21 protein-coding genes are annotated in these 17,882 nt (G+C 69.9%); 13 read left to right on the forward strand and 8 right to left on the reverse strand.

Annotated features, from left to right (window positions below; genetic code table 11):
• The first annotated feature begins 21 nt into the window (after window positions 1–21).
• Window positions 22–648 carry a TetR/AcrR family transcriptional regulator gene (locus tag AC3ENX_RS00315; protein ID WP_434809838.1) on the forward strand — a complete coding sequence of 209 codons (627 nt, stop codon included), beginning with the start codon at window positions 22–24 and terminating at the stop codon, window positions 646–648.
• Between the two features lies 1 nt (window position 649).
• On the opposite strand, the gene AC3ENX_RS00320 is transcribed toward AC3ENX_RS00315, so the two are convergent.
• Window positions 650–1,642, reverse strand: a complete 993-nt coding sequence (locus AC3ENX_RS00320) for an o-succinylbenzoate synthase (protein WP_434809839.1) — start codon at window positions 1,640–1,642, stop codon at window positions 650–652.
• 10 nt (window positions 1,643–1,652) lie between these two features.
• Entirely contained in the window at window positions 1,653–1,814 is a 162-nt protein-coding gene (locus AC3ENX_RS00325; protein WP_434809840.1) for a hypothetical protein, read from the reverse strand.
• 95 nt (window positions 1,815–1,909) lie between these two features.
• On the opposite strand from AC3ENX_RS00325, the gene AC3ENX_RS00330 reads away from it, so the two are divergent.
• Together AC3ENX_RS00330 and AC3ENX_RS00335 are read left to right on the forward strand one after the other, a co-directional pair.
• Window positions 1,910–2,242 carry a PadR family transcriptional regulator gene (locus AC3ENX_RS00330; protein ID WP_434809841.1) on the forward strand — a complete coding sequence of 111 codons (333 nt, stop codon included), beginning with the start codon at window positions 1,910–1,912 and terminating at the stop codon, window positions 2,240–2,242.
• A gap of 14 nt (window positions 2,243–2,256) precedes the next feature.
• On the forward strand, window positions 2,257–3,210 hold the full coding sequence (locus AC3ENX_RS00335; RefSeq protein WP_434809842.1) for a permease prefix domain 1-containing protein: 954 nt from the start codon (window positions 2,257–2,259) through the stop codon (window positions 3,208–3,210).
• Between the two features lie 45 nt (window positions 3,211–3,255).
• Here AC3ENX_RS00335 and AC3ENX_RS00340 read toward each other — a convergent pair whose 3' ends face one another.
• From AC3ENX_RS00340 to AC3ENX_RS00355, 4 genes are all read right to left on the reverse strand, one after another.
• The gene (locus AC3ENX_RS00340) at window positions 3,256–3,867 is read right to left on the reverse strand and encodes a P-loop NTPase family protein (protein WP_434809843.1); all 612 of its coding nucleotides are present in this window, start codon (window positions 3,865–3,867) and stop codon (window positions 3,256–3,258) included.
• Between the two features lie 164 nt (window positions 3,868–4,031).
• Window positions 4,032–4,436: a glucose-6-phosphate dehydrogenase gene (locus tag AC3ENX_RS00345; RefSeq protein WP_434809844.1), complete on the reverse strand. Its 405-nt coding sequence runs from the start codon at window positions 4,434–4,436 to the stop codon at window positions 4,032–4,034.
• A gap of 90 nt (window positions 4,437–4,526) precedes the next feature.
• Window positions 4,527–4,847, reverse strand: coding sequence for an antibiotic biosynthesis monooxygenase family protein (locus AC3ENX_RS00350; RefSeq protein WP_434809845.1), 321 nt, complete (start codon window positions 4,845–4,847; stop codon window positions 4,527–4,529).
• 124 nt (window positions 4,848–4,971) lie between these two features.
• On the reverse strand, window positions 4,972–6,129 hold the full coding sequence (locus AC3ENX_RS00355; RefSeq protein WP_434809846.1) for a Kelch repeat-containing protein: 1,158 nt from the start codon (window positions 6,127–6,129) through the stop codon (window positions 4,972–4,974).
• A gap of 122 nt (window positions 6,130–6,251) precedes the next feature.
• On the opposite strand from AC3ENX_RS00355, the gene AC3ENX_RS00360 reads away from it, so the two are divergent.
• The 3 genes from AC3ENX_RS00360 to AC3ENX_RS00370 all read left to right on the forward strand — a co-directional run bounded on the left by AC3ENX_RS00360 (window position 6,252) and on the right by AC3ENX_RS00370 (window position 9,394).
• Window positions 6,252–7,154: a 1,4-dihydroxy-2-naphthoyl-CoA synthase gene (locus tag AC3ENX_RS00360; protein ID WP_434809847.1), complete on the forward strand. Its 903-nt coding sequence runs from the start codon at window positions 6,252–6,254 to the stop codon at window positions 7,152–7,154.
• Window positions 7,154–8,275 carry an AMP-binding protein gene (locus AC3ENX_RS00365; protein ID WP_434809848.1) on the forward strand — a complete coding sequence of 374 codons (1,122 nt, stop codon included), beginning with the start codon at window positions 7,154–7,156 and terminating at the stop codon, window positions 8,273–8,275. The genes AC3ENX_RS00360 and AC3ENX_RS00365 overlap by 1 nt, the downstream gene beginning before the upstream one ends.
• Window positions 8,276–8,407: 132 nt before the next feature.
• The gene (locus AC3ENX_RS00370) at window positions 8,408–9,394 is read left to right on the forward strand and encodes a 1,4-dihydroxy-2-naphthoate polyprenyltransferase (RefSeq protein ID WP_434809849.1); all 987 of its coding nucleotides are present in this window, start codon (window positions 8,408–8,410) and stop codon (window positions 9,392–9,394) included.
• A gap of 27 nt (window positions 9,395–9,421) precedes the next feature.
• On the opposite strand, the gene AC3ENX_RS00375 is transcribed toward AC3ENX_RS00370, so the two are convergent.
• Window positions 9,422–9,697, reverse strand: a complete 276-nt coding sequence (locus tag AC3ENX_RS00375; protein WP_434809850.1) for a DUF4229 domain-containing protein — start codon at window positions 9,695–9,697, stop codon at window positions 9,422–9,424.
• A gap of 75 nt (window positions 9,698–9,772) precedes the next feature.
• Between AC3ENX_RS00375 and AC3ENX_RS00380 the strand changes: the two genes are divergently transcribed.
• The 4 genes from AC3ENX_RS00380 (at window position 9,773) to AC3ENX_RS00395 (ending at window position 14,151) form a co-directional block, all read left to right on the forward strand.
• The gene (locus AC3ENX_RS00380) at window positions 9,773–10,216 is read left to right on the forward strand and encodes a PLD nuclease N-terminal domain-containing protein (RefSeq protein WP_434809851.1); all 444 of its coding nucleotides are present in this window, start codon (window positions 9,773–9,775) and stop codon (window positions 10,214–10,216) included.
• Between the two features lies 1 nt (window position 10,217).
• Entirely contained in the window at window positions 10,218–12,011 is a 1,794-nt protein-coding gene (gene menD, locus AC3ENX_RS00385; protein ID WP_434809852.1) for a 2-succinyl-5-enolpyruvyl-6-hydroxy-3-cyclohexene-1-carboxylic-acid synthase, read from the forward strand.
• A 25-nt stretch (window positions 12,012–12,036) separates the two neighbouring features.
• On the forward strand, window positions 12,037–12,891 hold the full coding sequence (locus AC3ENX_RS00390) for a polyphosphate kinase 2 family protein (RefSeq protein WP_434809853.1): 855 nt from the start codon (window positions 12,037–12,039) through the stop codon (window positions 12,889–12,891).
• 150 nt (window positions 12,892–13,041) lie between these two features.
• On the forward strand, window positions 13,042–14,151 hold the full coding sequence (locus tag AC3ENX_RS00395) for a hypothetical protein (RefSeq protein WP_434809854.1): 1,110 nt from the start codon (window positions 13,042–13,044) through the stop codon (window positions 14,149–14,151).
• 9 nt (window positions 14,152–14,160) lie between these two features.
• Here AC3ENX_RS00395 and AC3ENX_RS00400 read toward each other — a convergent pair whose 3' ends face one another.
• Window positions 14,161–15,426: an isochorismate synthase gene (locus AC3ENX_RS00400; protein WP_434809855.1), complete on the reverse strand. Its 1,266-nt coding sequence runs from the start codon at window positions 15,424–15,426 to the stop codon at window positions 14,161–14,163.
• 61 nt (window positions 15,427–15,487) lie between these two features.
• Between AC3ENX_RS00400 and AC3ENX_RS00405 the strand changes: the two genes are divergently transcribed.
• The 3 genes from AC3ENX_RS00405 (at window position 15,488) to AC3ENX_RS00415 (ending at window position 17,874) form a co-directional block, all read left to right on the forward strand.
• Window positions 15,488–16,039, forward strand: a complete 552-nt coding sequence (locus tag AC3ENX_RS00405) for a DUF402 domain-containing protein (protein WP_434809857.1) — start codon at window positions 15,488–15,490, stop codon at window positions 16,037–16,039.
• Between the two features lie 66 nt (window positions 16,040–16,105).
• On the forward strand, window positions 16,106–16,780 hold the full coding sequence (locus AC3ENX_RS00410) for a class I SAM-dependent methyltransferase (RefSeq protein ID WP_434810365.1): 675 nt from the start codon (window positions 16,106–16,108) through the stop codon (window positions 16,778–16,780).
• A 32-nt stretch (window positions 16,781–16,812) separates the two neighbouring features.
• A complete protein-coding gene (locus tag AC3ENX_RS00415; protein WP_434809859.1) occupies window positions 16,813–17,874 on the forward strand; it encodes a polyprenyl synthetase family protein in 1,062 nt (353 codons plus the stop codon).
• Window positions 17,875–17,882 lie beyond the last annotated feature (8 nt).

Consider the following 17,882-nt stretch of genomic DNA (forward strand, 5'->3'; position numbering starts at 1 on the left):
GGGCAGAGAGGAGCCGCGCGCATGACCGACGTGACCGCCAAACCGGCCCCCCGGCGTCGCGAGCAGACGCGCGCGAGGCTGCTCGACGCGGCACATGAGGTGTTCGCCGAAGTCGGTATGGATGCCGCGTCGGTCGAGATGGTGTGCGAGCGTGCCGGGTTCACGCGCGGTGCATTCTACTCGAACTTCGAATCGAAGGATGAGCTGTTCCTCGCGCTCATCATGCAGCTGGCCGAACAGAAGATGGCCGAAGTCGCCGACCGTGTGCGCGAGATACCCGACGAGGCTGCGGGTGACCCGGTGCGCATGGTGCGGCACATCGTCGGTGCCTCGTTCGGTGAGCAGCTCAAGTCCGATCTCGTCAGCGAGATCCAGGCGCAGGCCATGCGCGACGGCCGCATGGCCGAGGCGTTCCTGACGTGGCAGCGTGCCGTGTGCGGACGGATCGAGCAGATCATCGCCCAAGTGGTCGAAACGCACGGCATCCGCCTGCGCATCTCGGTCGCCGAGGCCGCAGAGCTCCTCCACGACGTGACGACCGCGACCTGCACGAACGCGACCCTCGAAGGGTGCACACAGGCCGAGATCGGCGAGCGGCTCAACACGCGCCTCGAGATGCTCGTCGGCGCGCTCGTCGAACCGCGCTGACTCAGCCCGCCAGCAGCGCGTGGCAGCGCCGCAGGCGCTGCGTCCACCATTCGCGTCGCTCGTCGGAGGCGGCATGGCGCTCGAGCAGGGTGGCATCCACCTCCACGCGAGCGACCGGCAACCCCCCGCCGCGCGGGGTGAGGGGCGAAGCGGTGACGTCGGCCGCCAGGAGCGACGCGGTGCCCAGGCCGCAGTCGAATTCGAGGTCGGGAAGCGATGCGGCCAGCGCGACGCCCATCGACAGGCCGACGCTCGTGTCGAGCGCGCTCGAGACCACAGCGGGCAGGCCCGCATCCGCGACGATCTCGAGCGCGCGCGCGATGCCGCCGAGCGGCTGCGCCTTGACGACGATGAGGTCGGCGGCCCCTGCCCGAGCAACTGCGAGCGGGTCGTCGGCCTTGCGGACCGACTCGTCGGCGGCGACCGGAATGCCCATGTAGCGGATGCGGGTGCGCAGTTGGGCGAGTTCATCGACGCTCGCGCACGGCTGTTCGACGTATTCCAGGTCGAACTCGGCGAGTGCGTGCACCGCGTGCTCGGCTTCGTCGAGGTTCCAGCCGCCGTTCGCGTCGACGCGGATACGCCCCTCGGGCCCCATCGCCTCGCGCACGGCCCGCACCCGCGCGACATCGTCGGCCAGGCGCTGGCCGCGCTCGGCCACCTTGACCTTCGCAGTGCGGCATCCGTCGAACCGGGCCAGCACGCCGGGCACCGCGTCTGCTGTCACCGCCGGCACCGTCGCATTGACCGGGATGCGGTCGCGCACCGGCGCGGGCTGCTCACGCCAGCCGAAGTCGATCGCCGCAGCGAGCCACGTCGCCGCCTCGGTGTCGTCGTACTCGACGAAGGGGGAGAACTCGCTCCACCCCTCAGGTCCCCGGAGCAGGAGCGCCTCGCGAGTCTCGACGCCGCGGAATCGCGTCACGAGCGGCAGTGCGACGACGTGGAACTCGGTCGTCAGGTCAGACAGGGCTGGAATGCTCACGGCATCCATCCTGGCTTGATCAGAACATGAAGGTCTGGTTCTGGACCGACGATCCGCGCTCAGCGCTGCTGCCCTGTGCGGCGCGACGGTAGTTCTCGTTCTGCACCTGCGCCTGCTCACGGGTGAGCGGCTTGCCGAAGATCGCCTGCTTGATGCGAGTGAAGGTCGAACGGATGCCCATGATGGAACCCCCTTTTCTCGATTCTTCCAGACCCCGACGTCCGCGTCAGACTGTGTCATTGACGATAGTGTGTGTCACACAGTATCGTGTGAGGCGTGAGCGAGACGGAAGCACTTGAGACGCACCTGCAAGAGCTGCGGCGGGGCACGGTGGTGCTCGCCGTGCTCCGACTGCTCGCCGAGCCCGGCTACGGCTACGGGCTGCTCGAGCAGTTGAACGCGCGCGGGTTCGACACCGACGCCAACACGCTCTATCCGCTGCTTCGGCGCCTCGAGAAGCAGGGGCACCTCACGAGCGAGTGGAACACCGAGGAGGCGCGACCCCGCAAGTTCTACCGCACCAGCGCGCAGGGTGCTCGCCTTGCGGGCGTCCTCGCCACCGATTTCCGCACGGTCGCCGCCGCGATCGCCGACCTTCCTGAAGCCTGAACCGGAGGACCACCATGGATGCCACCCTCACCGACCGCTATCTCCTCGCCGTCACCCGGGCCGTCCCCGAAGCGCAGCGCGACGACGTCGAGCGCGAACTGTCGGCCCTGCTCGCCGATCAGATCGACGACCGCGTCGCCGCCGGCGAAACACCCGCCGCCGCAGAGCGCGCCGTCATCGAGGCGCTCGGCGACCCCGATGTGCTGGCCGCCGGCTACGCCGACCGGCCGTTGCAGCTGATCGGCCCCCGGTACTTCTTGGAGTGGAAGCGGCTGCTGATCCTGCTGCTGTGGATCGTGCCGACCTGCGCCGCCTTCGGGGTCGCGCTGGGCAAGATGCTCTCGGGTGCCGAGGTCGGCGATGTCATCGGCACGACCGTCGTCACCGTCATCACGGTGATCATGCACGTGTGCTTCTGGGTGACGCTCGTGTTCGCGATCATCGAGCGCACCGGTGCCCGCTCCGGAGCGCCGGTGCTCGAGTGGACGCCCGACCGGTTGCCGCTGCCGCGCGAGACGGGCGCCCGCCTGTCGGACCTCGTCGCATCGGTCATCTTCATGGTGTTCCTGGCGGGACTCATCCTGTGGGACCTCGGCGTCGGCTTCGTCCCCACAGACGACGGACTCGTCTCGGTGCTCAACAGCTCGCTGTGGCCGGTCGAGATCGTGCTGCTGTTCGTCGTGATGGCCCTCGAGATCGCGCTCGCCGCCTGGGTGTACCGGATGGGTCGCTGGACGGTCGCGGCCGCGGTCGTGAACACCGTGCTCGCGCTCGCGGCCGCCGGCATCCTGTTCTACAACCTCGGTGTGCTGTTCAACCCGGCTGCCGTCCAAGCCGGCCTCGACGCAGGGGCGGGCGAAGACCTCCTGTTCATCCTCCGCACGATCACCGGGTTCACGATCGCCGGCGTCGCCGTCTGGGACATCATCGACGGGTTCCTCAAGGCGCGTCGCGCGCCGCGGCGGTGAGCACAACGTCGCCAATTCGCCACGTGCAGGCTGAGAATGGCCGGCTCAAGGCCGTTCGGGATCGGAATTGCGACGTTGTGCACGCGACGATGCGGCGACCGCGGCGGTGAGTGGCCCGACGATCCACGCGTCGACCTGCCGCTGGGATCGCAGTCGGACGACGGGCAGTGCGGGATGGGTCTCCGCGAGCGCCGGGATGCGCGCGCGGTAATTGTTGCGGGTGGAGATCGACCAGCGGACGATGTGCTCGCGGTCGGTGAAGAACGTACGCAGCGACGGCTCGACGTTGCCGTTCCACAGCTCCTCACGACGGATGCGGCGGCGAAGGGTCCGCGAGACCACCCGCGGCAGCGTCACGGTGGCGAAGGGCAGGTCGAGCCAGACGAGCAGGTCGGCCCGATCGCTCAGCACCGGCCGGGCGGTGCGGTACTGCCACTCGGTGACCCACGCCGGCTCCGCCGTGAACGCATCGACGTCGTCGAGAAACGTCGGTCTCGGCGTCCAGTCGGCGCCGTGGAACAGGCCATCGATCTCGACGTGCGGCACCGCGGCGACGGCGGCGATGCGACCCGCGAGGGTCGTCTTGCCTGAACCTGAGACGCCCGCGACGACGATCTTCTGCGGCCGCACGGGCAGCGGATCGTCGAATCGCAGCATCCGCCGATGCTACTTGCTGCCGCGCCCGGTTCAACATTCAGGCTCTGCGTGGCCCAAGTGCTGCGATGCCCGCGGAACTCTGCGGCTCACGTCGCCGGAGACCTCGCGAAGCCTGAATGTTGAACGCGCGATCCTCGGCAGCGGCTGGGACGCTGCGGCGCTGCTCAGATGCGCTGGCCGCACATGCCGCATTCGCCGGTGGCGGAGACCTCGACGAAGCAGTCGGGGCACATGGCCCGCACGATATCGGTCGGCGCTTGACGCTTCGGGATCGTCTCGCGGCGGGCCGGTTCGCGGCGGGGCGCACGCGATGCGCGCGCGGGCGCTGCGGCCGCCACGGGGCGGGCGGGGGCCTTCGGGGTGTGTGCGGCGCAATAGAAGCGCACGAAGCCGGCCGGGTTCGTGGGATGCCGATGCTTCACCGCCCACAGGTCGGTGCGCGGCAGCGCATCGGCGTCGCCGGGACACGCAGCGCAACGAGCAGGTTCGCCGGGGGCGACATCTGCGGCGCGGAACGGCATGTCGAACGACAGGGCGTCCCGCCAGTCGGAGCTTCGGGTGATTCGCATGGCGCGACCTCCGGGGGAGAGGGTGGTCCCTACCAGGATCGCATGCTCGCCCGGCTCCTGCGACCGGGTCACCGGACGCTCACCGGAGGTTCATTCCGTGCGCTGAGCCTCGGGTGCGCCGAGCGGAATCTCGGTGAAGTGCTCGACGACCGGGAACGGGTCGTAGAAGTCGTGCAGCAGGTGCCGCCACTGCTCGTATTCGGCCGACCGTCGGAAGCCCTCGGTGTGCGCTTCGACGCTTTCCCACGAGACCAGCAGCAGGTATTCGTTCGGGGTCTCGGCCGACCGGTGCAGGGCGAGGTCGATGAAGCCGGGCTGGCACGCGATCAGCGGGCGGGCACGCGCGAACGCGGCTTCGAAGTCCGCTTCGCGACCGGCGCGTACGGGCAGGACGGCGTGTTCGAGGATCACGGGCTCATTCTGGCGGAGACCACCGCACGTCGGTGCCGCAGAAGACCGTGTCCGCCGCGTCCGTGTGCAGACACGGCCAGGATCGCGACGACGAGCAATGCCGGCAGCGCGAGCGCTGCGCGACTCACGGCGTCAGCATCCAGACGGACCTCAGGCGTTCGCCCTCGCGGCTGTTCCACGCGGTGCCACCGAAGGCGAGGAGTCGGTCACCCATCCAGGCGGTCGTCCGCACAACGTCGGGGATGTCGTCGACCGGTGGCAGCGGCTCCCACGTGCGCGCATCGTCGTCGTAGAGGTACCCGGAGGCGACCGAGAGGTGAGTGCCGACCGCATCGGCGAGCCCCGGCTGATGGTTGCCGGTAGGCAGGTTCGGCAACGGCTCCCACGCACCGTCGGGCAGGGTAATGACCCCGCCGTTCGGATACACGCGTCCCCAGTTGCCTATCTCCCCGCCGTCCGCGCCGCCGAGCGACGGTGCGATCAGGCGGTCGCCGTTGACGGCCCACGGCCAATCGGCGATCTGCTCGGTATCGGGCAGCCGCGTCCAGGTCTGGGTCTCGCGGTCGAACAGTGCCGCGAGTGTAAGCGAGGGGCCGTCGGCGCCGGGATTGTCGACGAGATCGTGGGCCGTCAGCACGAGGCCGTGCGTCGTGGGCGTCAGCATCCGGTTGAACGCATCGCCGATCGGGTCGGCGGGGAGCTCTGTCCATTCGCCGGTCGCACCGTCGAGCACGAGGTCAGGCACGCCGCCGTATTCGTCGGAGGCCGAGACCAGGAGCAGATCGTCGCCGTCGGCGACGAGGAGGTGTCCAACCTCGAGTGGGGCATCCACGGTCGCCCACGTGTCTGCAGCGGGATCGTAGGAGAGCAGCGTTTGTTCGTCGGCGATGAGCGTGCTCGTCACGTACACGAGGTCACCGACCGTGACAGCCGTCGGGGACGGCAGCCCCATCGGGGCGTCGGCGATCGCCCGCCAGGTGCCAGTCTCGGGGTCGAGCGCTGCGCCGTCGGCAACCGGGTCGCCTGCGATGCAGTACGCATTCGGTGGGCACGGTGGTCCGGTCGAACCGCCGAGCACGAGGAGCTCGCTGCCGGTCCACGCAGCGGCGGGCTGGTCCCGCGGCTCGAGAGGGAAGTCGTCGAACTGCACCCACGCTCGGGCATCGGGTGACGCGGTCTCCGAGGGGGGAGCTGTCGTGCCGGGCGTCGTCGCGCACGCGCTCAGTGAGAGCGCTGCTGCGATGACCAGTGCCCCGGCGTGCAGTCCGCGTCGACGGTCCATGCTCCGACAGTGTCGCGACATCGGCATCCGTCTCACCGCGCGGGCGACGAAGGTGTCCATGTCGCCACTGTAGGCGCCGCGGCATCGGTGGGTGTGGTGGCCCGCGGCCGTAGGCTGGACGTGTGACCGTCTCCGAGCTGTTCGACCCTGCGGAGTGGGTGCTCGCGCCCGGCGCTGAGGCCTACACCGACATCACCGCCCACGTGTCCGTCGACGGGCGCATCGCGCGCATCGCGTTCGACCGCCCCGAGGTGCGAAACGCGTTCCGTCCGCACACGGTCGACGAGCTGTACCGTGCGCTCGACATCGCCCGGCAGGACCCGAGGGTCGGCGTCGTGCTGCTCACCGGCAACGGTCCGAGCGCCAAGGACGGCGGCTGGGCGTTCTGCTCGGGCGGCGACCAGCGCATCCGCGGCCGCGACGGCTACACGTACGCCGCAGACGATGCCACCGCGCCCGACCCCGCCCGCGCCGGGCGGTTGCACATCCTGGAGGTGCAGCGGCTCATCCGCTTCATGCCGAAGGTCGTCATCGCCGTCATCCCCGGGTGGGCGGCGGGCGGCGGCCACTCGCTGCACATCGTGTGCGACCTGTCGATCGCGTCGGCTGAGCACGCCCGGTTCAAGCAGACGGATGCCGATGTCGGCTCGTTCGACGCCGGTTACGGCTCCGCCTATATGGCGCGGCAGGTGGGGCAGAAGCTCGCGCGCGAGGTGTTCTTCCTCGCCGAGGAGTATTCGGCCAAGCGTGCGTACGAGATGGGCGCCGTGAACCGGGTCGTGCCGCACGCCGACCTCGAGCGCGAGGCGATCGCGATGGCGCGCACGATCCTCGGCAAGTCGCCGACCGCGATCCGCATGCTGAAGTTCGCCTTCAACGCGATCGACGACGGCATGGTGGGTCAGCAGGTGTTCGCCGGTGAGGCGACCCGCCTCGCCTACGGCACCGACGAGGCCGTCGAAGGCCGCGACGCGTTCCTGCAGAAGCGCGACCCGGACTGGTCGCCCTACCCGTACCACTACTGATGCTGCTGAGCCCACTGGTCTCCGCCAACCCGCGCGACGTGCTGCGCGCGTTGCGGGCGGCGGTGCTGGGTGCGGGGCCGGCGGTCGCGCTCGGCGGCGACCCCGCGTGCTTGCCTGCTGAGGTGCCCGCCGGCACCGCCGTCGTCCTCACGACGTCGGGGTCGACCGGCATCCCCAAGTCCGTCGTCCTCGGCCGTCACGCCCTCACCGCGAGCGCGCTGGCCACGAGCGCGCGGATCGGCGACGGTGCGTGGCTGCTGGCGTTGCCGGCCACCTACATCGCCGGTGTCCAGGTGCTCGTGCGCGCCCTCATCGCCGGGCACGAGCCAGCCCTGCTGAGCGGCTCGTTCACGGCGCAGACGTTCGCCGCGGCGACGCACGGGCTTGCATCGAGCCGCGGGGGTACCCCGGTGCCGCGGTACACGTCGCTCGTGCCGGCGCAGCTGGCGACCCTGCTCGACGTCGACGACCCGCAGGTGGATGCCGCCCTCGCCGCCTACGAGGCGATCCTCGTCGGCGGTCAGGCCATCTCGCCGGCGCTGCTGGAGCGTGCGGCCGAGCGCGGTGCGCGCATCGTGCGCACGTATGGGTCGACCGAGACAAGCGGCGGGTGCGTCTACGACGGCGTGCCGCTCGATGGTGTCGGCCTGCGCGTCGTCGACGGCGAGGTGCAGGTATCGGGCCCGACCCTCGCCGAAGGGTACCTCGACGAGGCGCTCACGGCATCCGCGTTCACCGTCGACGATGGCATCCGCTGGTATCGCACCGGTGATGCCGGCGCGGTCGAAGGCGACGTTTTGCGGATCACCGGCCGACTCGACAACGTCATCGTCTCGGGCGGGGTCAACGTCTCGCTCGACCGGGTCGAACGTGTCGTGCACACCGTGCCGGGGCTCGAGCAGGCCGTCGTCGTGCCGATCGCCGACGAGCGGTGGGGGCAGGCCTCCGCCATCGTCGCCGCCGGCGTCACCGACCCGGACGCCGCGCTCACCGCCGCGCGCACCGCAGTCGCCGCCGAACTCGGCGCCCCGGCCCGACCCGCCCGCATCATTCCCGTCGCCGAGATCCCGCGCCTGCCGTCAGGCAAACCCGACCGCCGCGCCGCCCGCGCCCTCGCCTGACGTCAGGACAGCGGCTCAGGATGCCGGGAACGGGCCCGTTTTAGTGCTGCGGGTACCCGGTGACCGACAACGCGATGCTCGCCTGCTCCGGTGAGCGTGCACGCAGAAGGGCGCTGACTAGAATCTCCCCTCGTGGCAGCATCCTCGCGCGGCAAGCGCGCCTCCAAGAAGCAACATACGAAGAAGCAGCAGCCCTCGCGCGGCAATCCCCAGAAGGTGCGCACCGCCGGCCCACGCCGCGTGACGCCGGCGACCGCCAAGGACTGGATCGGCGCGGCACGGCTGCGCACGCTCCCGCTGGCGATCACGCCCGTCGCGATCGGCACCGGCGCGGCGCTGCTCGTCGACAACCGCTTCCATTGGGTGCTCGCGCTCGCGTGTCTGACCGTCGCCGTCGCACTCCAGATCGGCGTGAACTACGCGAACGACTACAGCGACGGCATCCGCGGCACCGACGCCCACCGCGTCGGGCCGGCGCGGCTGACCGCATCCGGCAAGGCGAAGCCTCGCGCCGTGCTCACCGTTGCACTCGTCTTCTTCGCGATCGCTGCGATCGCCGGTGTCGCGATCGTCGTGCGCACGCAGCACTGGTGGATGCTGGCGATCGGCGCCGCCTGCATCCTGGCCGCCTGGTTCTACACCGGCGGCAAGCGCCCCTACGGCTACGCCGGGCTCGGCGAACTGTTCGTCTTCGTCTTCTTCGGGCTGGTCGCCACCGTCGGCACTGCATTCGTGCAGTCGGGTGGCGTGCCGCAGGAAGCGTGGCTCGGCGGTATCGCCGCCGGTGCGCTCGCGTGCGCCGTGCTGCTGGCGAACAACCTGCGCGACATCGATCAGGACCGGCTCGCCGGCAAACGCACCCTCAGCGTGCTGATCGGGCGGCGTGCGACGCAGGGGCTGTTCACGGTGCTCATGGTCGTGCCGTTCGCCATCGCGATCCTGTTCACGCAGGTCTACCCGATCGCCTGGCTCACGCTCCTGGCACTCATGCCCGCCGCAGCCGCGACGCTCATCGTCTGGACCTACCGCGCACCGCGCGAACTGGTCGTCGCACTCGGTGTGACGTCGCTGACGAGCGTCCTGTACGGCGCGCTGCTCACCTGGGCCCTCGTCGGCTGAGAACCGGTCGGCTGTGCGGCAGCACCGTCACTCGAGGCGGTCTTCGACCTCTTCGTCGGTCGGCTGCGCGGGGCGCTTGGCGTCGACATCGCGGGCGGCTCTGGCATCGGCCATACCGGCCGTCATGTCGTTGAGGGGCTTTCGCAGGAACAGCATCGACAGGCTCAGCCCGATGAGCGCGGCGAAGATCGCGGCCAGCCAGTAGTACTCCCGCAGCACCGGGATGAGCATCATCAGTCCGAAGGGGACGAGGAACGCCAACAGGCGCAGCACGCTGTAGATGATCACGGAGCGGGCACGCATACCTCGATCCTACGTCGCATGACCGCGGGCGTCAGGCCGCCGCCGGAGCACGCACTGCCCGCCTAGGATGGTGATGTGGCGCGTGTTCTCATCCCGTTGGGCCTGCTGCTGGTCGCGTTCTGGATCTACAGCATCGTCGACTGCGCCCTGCAGGCACCCACGCGGCACCGCGGCGTGAGCAAGCCGGTCTGGATCCTCATCATCATCCTGCTGCCGGTGTTCGGCGGCATCCTGTGGTTCGTCGTCGGACGTGCCCGAAAGCGCACCATGCCGGTGTTCCGGGCTCCCGACGACAACCCCGAGTTCCTCGGCTCGATCGGCTCGATCGCCGACCAGGACGAGCGCATCCGCCGGCTCGAAGAAGAGCTCGCCGCATTGGATGCAGAAGACGACGACCCGCGCTGGCACGCCGCCGACGGTGCCGTCGAGCCGGGTGAAGATCCTGCAACCGATTCCCCGACACCGTCCGATAGCGGCACGTCCGACGACGACGGCGACGGCCGCGACACCCGCGCCTGAGATGACCGACCGACTCGACCGGGCGCCGGCGACGGACGCGGCCGCTGCCCTCCTCGGCCGGTTGGTCGATGCGGGCGTGGCGCACGTGGTCGTCAGCCCCGGGTCCCGCTCGCAGGCGCTCGCGCTCGCCGCGGCAGAACTCGAAGCCCGCGGGCGCGTGCAGGTGCATGTGCGCATCGATGAGCGCGTTGCGGGGTTCACGGCGCTCGGCATCGGCCGCGAGACCGGTGTGCCGGCCGCGGTCATCTGCACGTCCGGCACTGCCGTCGCGAATCTGCTGCCCGCCGCACTCGAGGCCCATCACGCCGGTGTGCCGCTGCTGCTGCTGACAGCTGACCGGCCGCCCGAACTGCGCGGTGTTGGCGCGAACCAGACCACCCGCCAACCCGGCATCTTCTCGCCGAACATGCGGTTCGAGGCCGATGTGCCAGTCCCCGAAGCGATCGACGATGACGGCACGGCGGAGCAGACCGTCATGCTCCGCACGCTCGCCGATGACGCGTTCGCTGCGGCACTCGGCGTCGGAGCCCGCGCCGCCGGGCCCGTGCACCTGAACCTTCCCGTGCGGGAACCGCTCGCCGGTGCCCTGCCGACGTGGTTCGGCGTCGAGGTGCCACCCACGGAGGCGTCCGCAGAGGACGCGATCGTCGATGTCGCCGACGAGCCGCAGCCGTGGGGTGCGCTGTATCAGGGCGGCGGGGGCGTGGGCGAGTCCGACCTGCCCGCCGATGCCGATGACGCGCCGACGATGCTCGATCGCGGACCGCGCACCGTGGTCGTCGCCGGCGCCGACGCCGGTCCGTCCGCCGAGTCGCTCGCGCACGCCGGCGCGTGGCCGCTGATCGCCGAGATCGTCAGCGGCTCGCGGTTCGGGCGCCACGTCGTGCACGGGTATCGCGCACTGCTGACGGACGGCGATCTCGGCGGGCGCATCGAGCGCGTCGTCGTCTTCGGGCACCCGACCCTCAGCCGCGAGGTCACCGCCGTGCTCTCGCGAGACGACGTCGAGGTGATCGCCGTGCGCGGGCCCGGTGAACCACTCAATCTCAACGGTGCGACGGTGGCTGCGGATGCCGTCGCCGTGGCGCCGGGAGACCCCGACAAGGAGTGGCTCGGTGCGTGGATGCGGGCATCACGTGACGCCGCCGTCGACCTGAGCCCTGCGGCCCCGGACGCAGACGCGCTTGCGTCGGCTGAACCCGAGACGCGACTCGGTGCGATCTCTGCCGAACTCAGCATCATCCGGGCCCGGATCGACCGCGCGGCGCTCGTCGATGCGGTGTGGCGCGCGACGTGGCCGCACGACCGGCTGCTGTTCGCCTCGTCGCGTCTCGTGCGGGTCGCCGACCAGCTGCTGGGTGGCAAGAAGGTGCCGGTGCACGCCAATCGCGGACTCGCCGGCATCGACGGCACGGTCGCGACGGGCCTCGGCATCGCACTGGCCAGTCAGTCCGGCGGCGCCTCCGGGGTCACGCGGGTGCTCTCGGGCGATCTCGCCCTCCTGCACGACGTCGGGGCGCTGCTGCTGCCTCCAGGGGAGGTCGAGCCCCGCATTCAGGTCATCGTCGGCAACGACGGCGGCGGCACGATCTTCGACGGGCTCGAAGTGGCGACGGTGGCCGGCGCGGATGCCATGGATCGCGTGCTGTACACCCCGCACACGGTCCGGCTGGAGCAACTCGCAACCGCGTACGGCTGGGAGTATCAACGGGTCGCGACCCGGTCGGCGCTGGATCAGGCGCTCACCTCGCCGGTCGGTGGCCGGCAGCTCATCGAGGTCGCTCTGGAACGTTGAGGTGGGCTTCCGCCATGATGGCGGAATGAGCGCGAACGTGTGGAGTACCGAACCGACCGAACTGCTGCGGGTCGGTGACGGGTTCCGACTGGCCGATGTCGACCCGGCATCCACGCCCGGCTACACCGGTGGCAAGAAGCAGGGCGAGAGGGATCTCGCGGCCGCCGAGGGGCGCTTCGACGAACTGCAGGAACGCCTGTTCGCCCAGAGCCGGGCGAACCCGCGCTCGCCGTCGCTGCTGCTGGTGCTGCAGGCGATGGACTCTGCCGGCAAGGGCGGTATCGTGCGGCACGTGATCGGCGCCACCGACCCGCAAGGCGTGCATCTGAAGGCCTTCAAGAAGCCGACCGAGGAAGAGCTCGCACACGACTTCCTGTGGCGCATCGAGAAGGAGGTGCCGGCGGCCGGGTACATCGGTGTGTTCGACCGATCGCACTACGAAGACGTGCTCATCGGCAAGGTGCGCGAACTGGCGTCGCCAGATGAGATCGAACGCCGGTACGACGCGATCAACGCGTTCGAGACGCATCTCGACATCAGCGGCGTGCACGTCGTCAAGGTCATGCTGCACATCTCGCCCGACGAGCAGAAGTCCCGATTGATGGAGCGGCTCGACCGACCGGACAAGCACTGGAAGTACAACCCGGGCGATGTCGATGAGCGCAAGCTGTGGCCCGACTACATGGCCGCGTATCAGACGGTTTTCGAGCGAACCTCGAGCGAAGTGGCGCCCTGGCACGTCGTCCCAGCCGACCGCAAGTGGTACGCCCGGCTCGCCGTGCAACAGCTCGTCATCGATGCGCTGGAGCGCATCGATCCGCAGTGGCCCGCGGCGTCGTTCGACGTTGCGGCCGAGCGCGCGAGACTCGCCGCCACCTGAGCGGTGGCGGGCGTTTCGTCTCGCTGAACGGTCTGAGCCAATCGTCGGCTCGGACCCGCGGGTGCGGGTCTTGACCGTTGCACGTAAGAGGACTACTACTCATTGTGAGTGGCGCCGACCCGGGCGCCGATGGGGACTGGGGAGTTCACGATGCCGTTAGTCGGTGCAAAAGACGCGATCAGTGTGTTCGAGGACGCGATCGAGGTGCTCGACTCGCACGTCGTCCTCCCCGACGAGTCGACGAAGGGACCGAAGCCCTCACCAATCCGGCCGGGTCGACCGCTCAGCATCCGAATCGTCAGCGTGTTTCCAGGTGACGACGCGCACAAACGCGGACGGGATGCGATCTTGACGTCGGCGGTTCGCAGCCCATTGCTGCAGAACGCCAAGCCACTCGCGATGCACTACATGTACCAACGTCTCGAGTACGGGCGGCTCCTCAGTTCTCGGGCGGATGAACCCGGATCCGACGTCGTCTACTATTCGCCCGCGGAACTCAGCCAAGAGCTCGACGTGACAATTCGCTTCGCGTTCGACCGATTCAACAAGAAGACGTTCGAGTCCTGGGTGGACGCCGCGGCGACAGCCGCCGCGCTACCGGTGTTTGCGGTGTCCGGGCCCGCAGGCGCGGCTTGGGTCACGGTTGCGAAGACAGCCACGAAACTCATCGGACGCACTGTCGACAAGCTCATCGACGGCGACAACGACCGGGTGATGACGTGGCGTGTGAATCTCAGCTCGCCGGGCAAGCCGCTCACGAAGGCCGGCTACGTGCTCCTCTACCCGGACGGGAACACCCTCATCCCTGCGCACATCGATGCGGACAGCGGCGAGATCGTCTCCGAGGATGGCACGTTCGAGCGCAACGGTGAGCAGTTCGTGGTCGTCGACGGCAAGCTCTGCTGGAGCGAGACGAAAGCGCCGGTGGTGGAAGGCGATTCGTATGTGCTGGTGTACATCAACGGTGCCAAGATCAGCGAGTTGGACGGTTGGGGACCAGCCGCCGTGGCAGCGGGGCTGTCCGAGCGGTTCTTGAACGCAGACCGAGTCGGCGCGGAGGATGCGTTGGAAGCGTTCCGGTTGTTCAATGACATCTGGTGGCTACGCCAGCTCGACGAGATCGAGGGAGAACTGGCGGAGGCGCAGGATCTGCCGGACGGTGCCGACAAGACGAAGGCGATCAAGGCGTTGATCGCACGTCGGACGGCTGCACACAAGAACATCCAGGACACTGCACTGCGTCAGCTATCGAAGAAGTGAGCCTGACCCTCACGCCAGGGCGTCGACGATCGGGCGGAACTTCACCCTCGTCTCGAGCATCTCGGTCTCGGGGTCGCTGCCGGCGACGATGCCCGCACCGGCATGAGCAGTGAACGGGATGTCGTCGCGACCGCCCGGCGGGATCGCCGACAGGTCGAACTGCGCGCAGCGCAGCGCGATTGCCCACTCGCCATCACCGGCGGCGTCGATCCAGCCGACCGGTCCCGCGTACAGCCCCCGATCGAACGGCTCGAGCCGGCGGATGACGTCCATGGCGACCTGGGTCGGAGTGCCGGCGACGGCGGCGGTGGGATGCAGTGCCCCGAGCAGGTCGAGCGCCGACGCCGCGTCGCTCAGCGTCCCCTCCACGTCGGTGGCGAGGTGCCAGACATTCGGCAGCTTGAGGGTGAACGGCTCCTCCGCGGCGACGAGCGCCGACGTGTGCGGGCGCAGCGAACGCAGCACCGACTGCACCGCGTACTCGTGCTCGTCGAGGTCCTTCACGCTGGTCGCGAGGGCGAGGGATGCCGCCGTGTCGGCGTCGGCATCCGCACCGCGCGCGGTGGTGCCCGCCAGGACCCGGGCCGTGACCGTGCCGCCCGCGACGGTCACGAGCGTCTCGGGGCTCGCGCCGATGAGTCCGTCGACGGCGTACGTCCACGTGTCGGGGTAAGCGGTCGAAAGCGCGCGCACCAGCCGGCGCAGGTCTGCGCCGGGCGGCACGGTGCCCGCGATGTCTCGGGCAAGCACCACCTTCTCGACCTCCCCGGCGGCGATCGCGTCGAGGCCTGCGCGCACGGCTGCCTGGTAGCCCTCCGGGGTGAGGGTGCCGGGGCCGAGCGTCGGCGCCCAATGCGCGCCGAACGGCGTGGGCCGCGGTGCATCGGCCGTCGGGGCGGACCCGAGCCCGACGTGCGTGATCCAGGCGTGACCGCCGCGACGGCCGATGAGCACCTCGGGCACGCGCAGCGTGCCGCTGCGGCCCGACCGGGCGTCGAACGGGAGCGCGCCGAAGGCGACGAGTCCGGTGCCGGGCAGTCCGACGGGGTCGTCGACCTCGGCGTTGTCACAGACCCCGCGCCACCAGCGTGCCGCCTCGGCCGCGGTCGAGGCCGTCATCTCCGCCACAGCGGAACCGCCGACCATGACATCGCCCCGTCGCGACCACACGAGCGGATCACGCGGCGATGTCAGCTCAAGCAGTTCCTCGACCGTGCCCGGATCGACCTCGCGGGTCACGACGCACAGCTTGACGGGCGGCAGAGCGGAACTCACCTGTCCAGCCTACGACCGGTGGCCGCGGCGACCGCGCCGCGCCGCGTGCCACACTCGGGGGATGGACGAGCGACCCGCACCCGGAACGCGTCTGCGGTTCGTCTGGCGCAAGTGGGACGGGTCGCCGCACTGGGTGCACGACTGCCGGTATCTCGGTGCCGACGCGCATGGTGACTGGTTCGGGCAGCATCCGGGGTGGGGGAGTGCTCGCCCCGGCCGGGAGTTCGTCGCGGAGTTCGGCAACGTCACCCTGCTCCCACCCGGTGGCACCTGGGCGCTCACGATGAACGCGCCGCCGCATCCCACCCGCGTCTACATCGACCTCGCCTGGGATGCCGGATGGCGCGACGGCGTACCCGGCGGCATCGACATGGACCTGGATGTCGTCGACCACGCCGGCCGCGGCATTTGGATCGACGACGTCGACGAATGGGAGGAGCACAGTGTCGCGTACGGATACCCGCCATCGGTGATGGCGCGGCTCGAAGCGACCGCCGATGAACTGCTTCGCGCGGTCACCGCGCACGAGCCGCCCTTCGATGCGCGCACCGCCCGCCATTGGCTCTCGGTGCTCGACCGACCCGCCGAGTACCCGGGTCCCTCGGTGACCTAGGCTCGAACCGTGACTGCAGAGCCGAACCGCGCCGATCTCGGCAAGGACCCCTCCCGCGTGAGCGGCATGTTCGATGAGGTCGCCGCAGGCTACGACCGCACCAACACGGTGCTCAGTCTCGGCAACGACAAGCTGTGGCGCATCGCGACCACGAGGGCGATCGACCCGAGGCCGGGGCAGCGCATCCTCGATCTCGCGGCAGGCACGGGCGCCAGTTCGGTCTCGCTCGCCCGCGGCGGCGCCGACGTCGTCGCGGCCGACTTCTCGCGGGGCATGATCGCCGAGGGGCGTCGTCGGCACGGCGGCATCCCGAATCTCTCGTTCGAGCAGGCCGACGCGACGGCCCTTCCGTTCGACGACGACGAGTTCGACGCGGTGACCATCTCGTTCGGGTTGCGGAATGTCATCGAGCCCAAGGTCGCGCTGGCAGAGATGCTGCGGGTGACCGCGCCCGGTGGGCGGGTCGTCATCTGCGAGTTCTCACACCCGCCGTCGCGTGCGTTCGCCGCGCTCTACGGCTTCTACAACAACCGCGTCCTGCCCGTCGTGGCGCGCGCCTTCAGCTCGAACGCCGTGGCGTACGACTACCTGAACGAGTCGATCCGGGACTGGCCCGACCAGCGCACGTTGGCAGGGTGGATGCGCGAGGCAGGATGGTCGGATGTCGCACACCGCAACCTGTCGGGCGGCATCGTCGCACTGCACCGGGGAACCAAGCCCGGCGCAGTGACCGGCCGCTGACCGTCGTCGGCGCGGCCCGGTAGGCTGGAAGGGTGACTCCGAGCCCTTCCGCGCCCGGCTCGCAGCTTGCGGGCCGCATCGGCATGACCGAGCGCATCCTCGCGGGCCCGAAGCAGCGCAAGCTCCTGCGAACCGTCGAAGACGGACTCGAACGCGTCGAAGCGGCGCTCGCGGTGGAGCTCAGGGTGACCGATGCCCTCGCCGACGCAACCACCCGCTACCTGTACGAGGCCGGCGGCAAGCGACTGCGACCCATGCTCGCGATCCTCACGGCACAACTCGGCAACGGCACCACCGATCACGTCATCTCGGGCGCCGCGGCCTTGGAGATCACTCATCTCGGCTCGCTGTACCACGACGACGTCATGGACGGTGCCGACACCCGCCGCGGCGTGCCCAGCGCACACGCCGTCTGGGGCAACAACGTCGCGATCCTCACGGGCGACCTGCTCTTCTCCCGCGCCAGCCAGCTCATGGCCCAGATCGGGGAGCGCGCGATCCGTCTGCAGGCCGACACCTTCGAGCGGCTCGTGCTCGGCCAGATGCACGAGACGCTCGGCGCGCAGGCCGGCGATGACCCGGTCGACTTCTACATCCAGGTGCTCGCCGATAAGACCGGCTCGCTGATCGCGGCCGCAGCGCAGGTCGGCGTCCTCTTCTCGGACGCGCCGGCTGCGTACGAGCAGGCGGTGCTGGACTTCGGCGAGAAGGTGGGTGTCGCCTTCCAACTGCTCGATGACGTCATCGACCTGTCAGCCGACGCCGAAGAGACCGGCAAAGTGCCCGGCACCGATCTGCGTGCCGGTGTGCCGACCATGCCGTACCTGCTGCTCGGCCGCGCCGATGACCCCGCGTCACGCTCGCTGAAGGCGACGATCGACGACGGTGTCGCCCGCATCGCCGACGGTGCGGATCCGGCGATCCTCGACGAGCCGCTCGGGCGCCTGCGAGAGCACGGTGCCACGGAGGCGACACGGCGACTGGCCGTCGAGTGGTCGGAAGCGGCCGTTGCCGCGCTCGAGGCACTGCCCGACGGGCCGGTCCGCGAGGCGCTCACCCGGTTCGCCCAGGTCGTCGTCGACCGTTCCCACTGACCCGCGCG

The organism is Microbacterium sp. bgisy189, assembly GCF_057707225.1.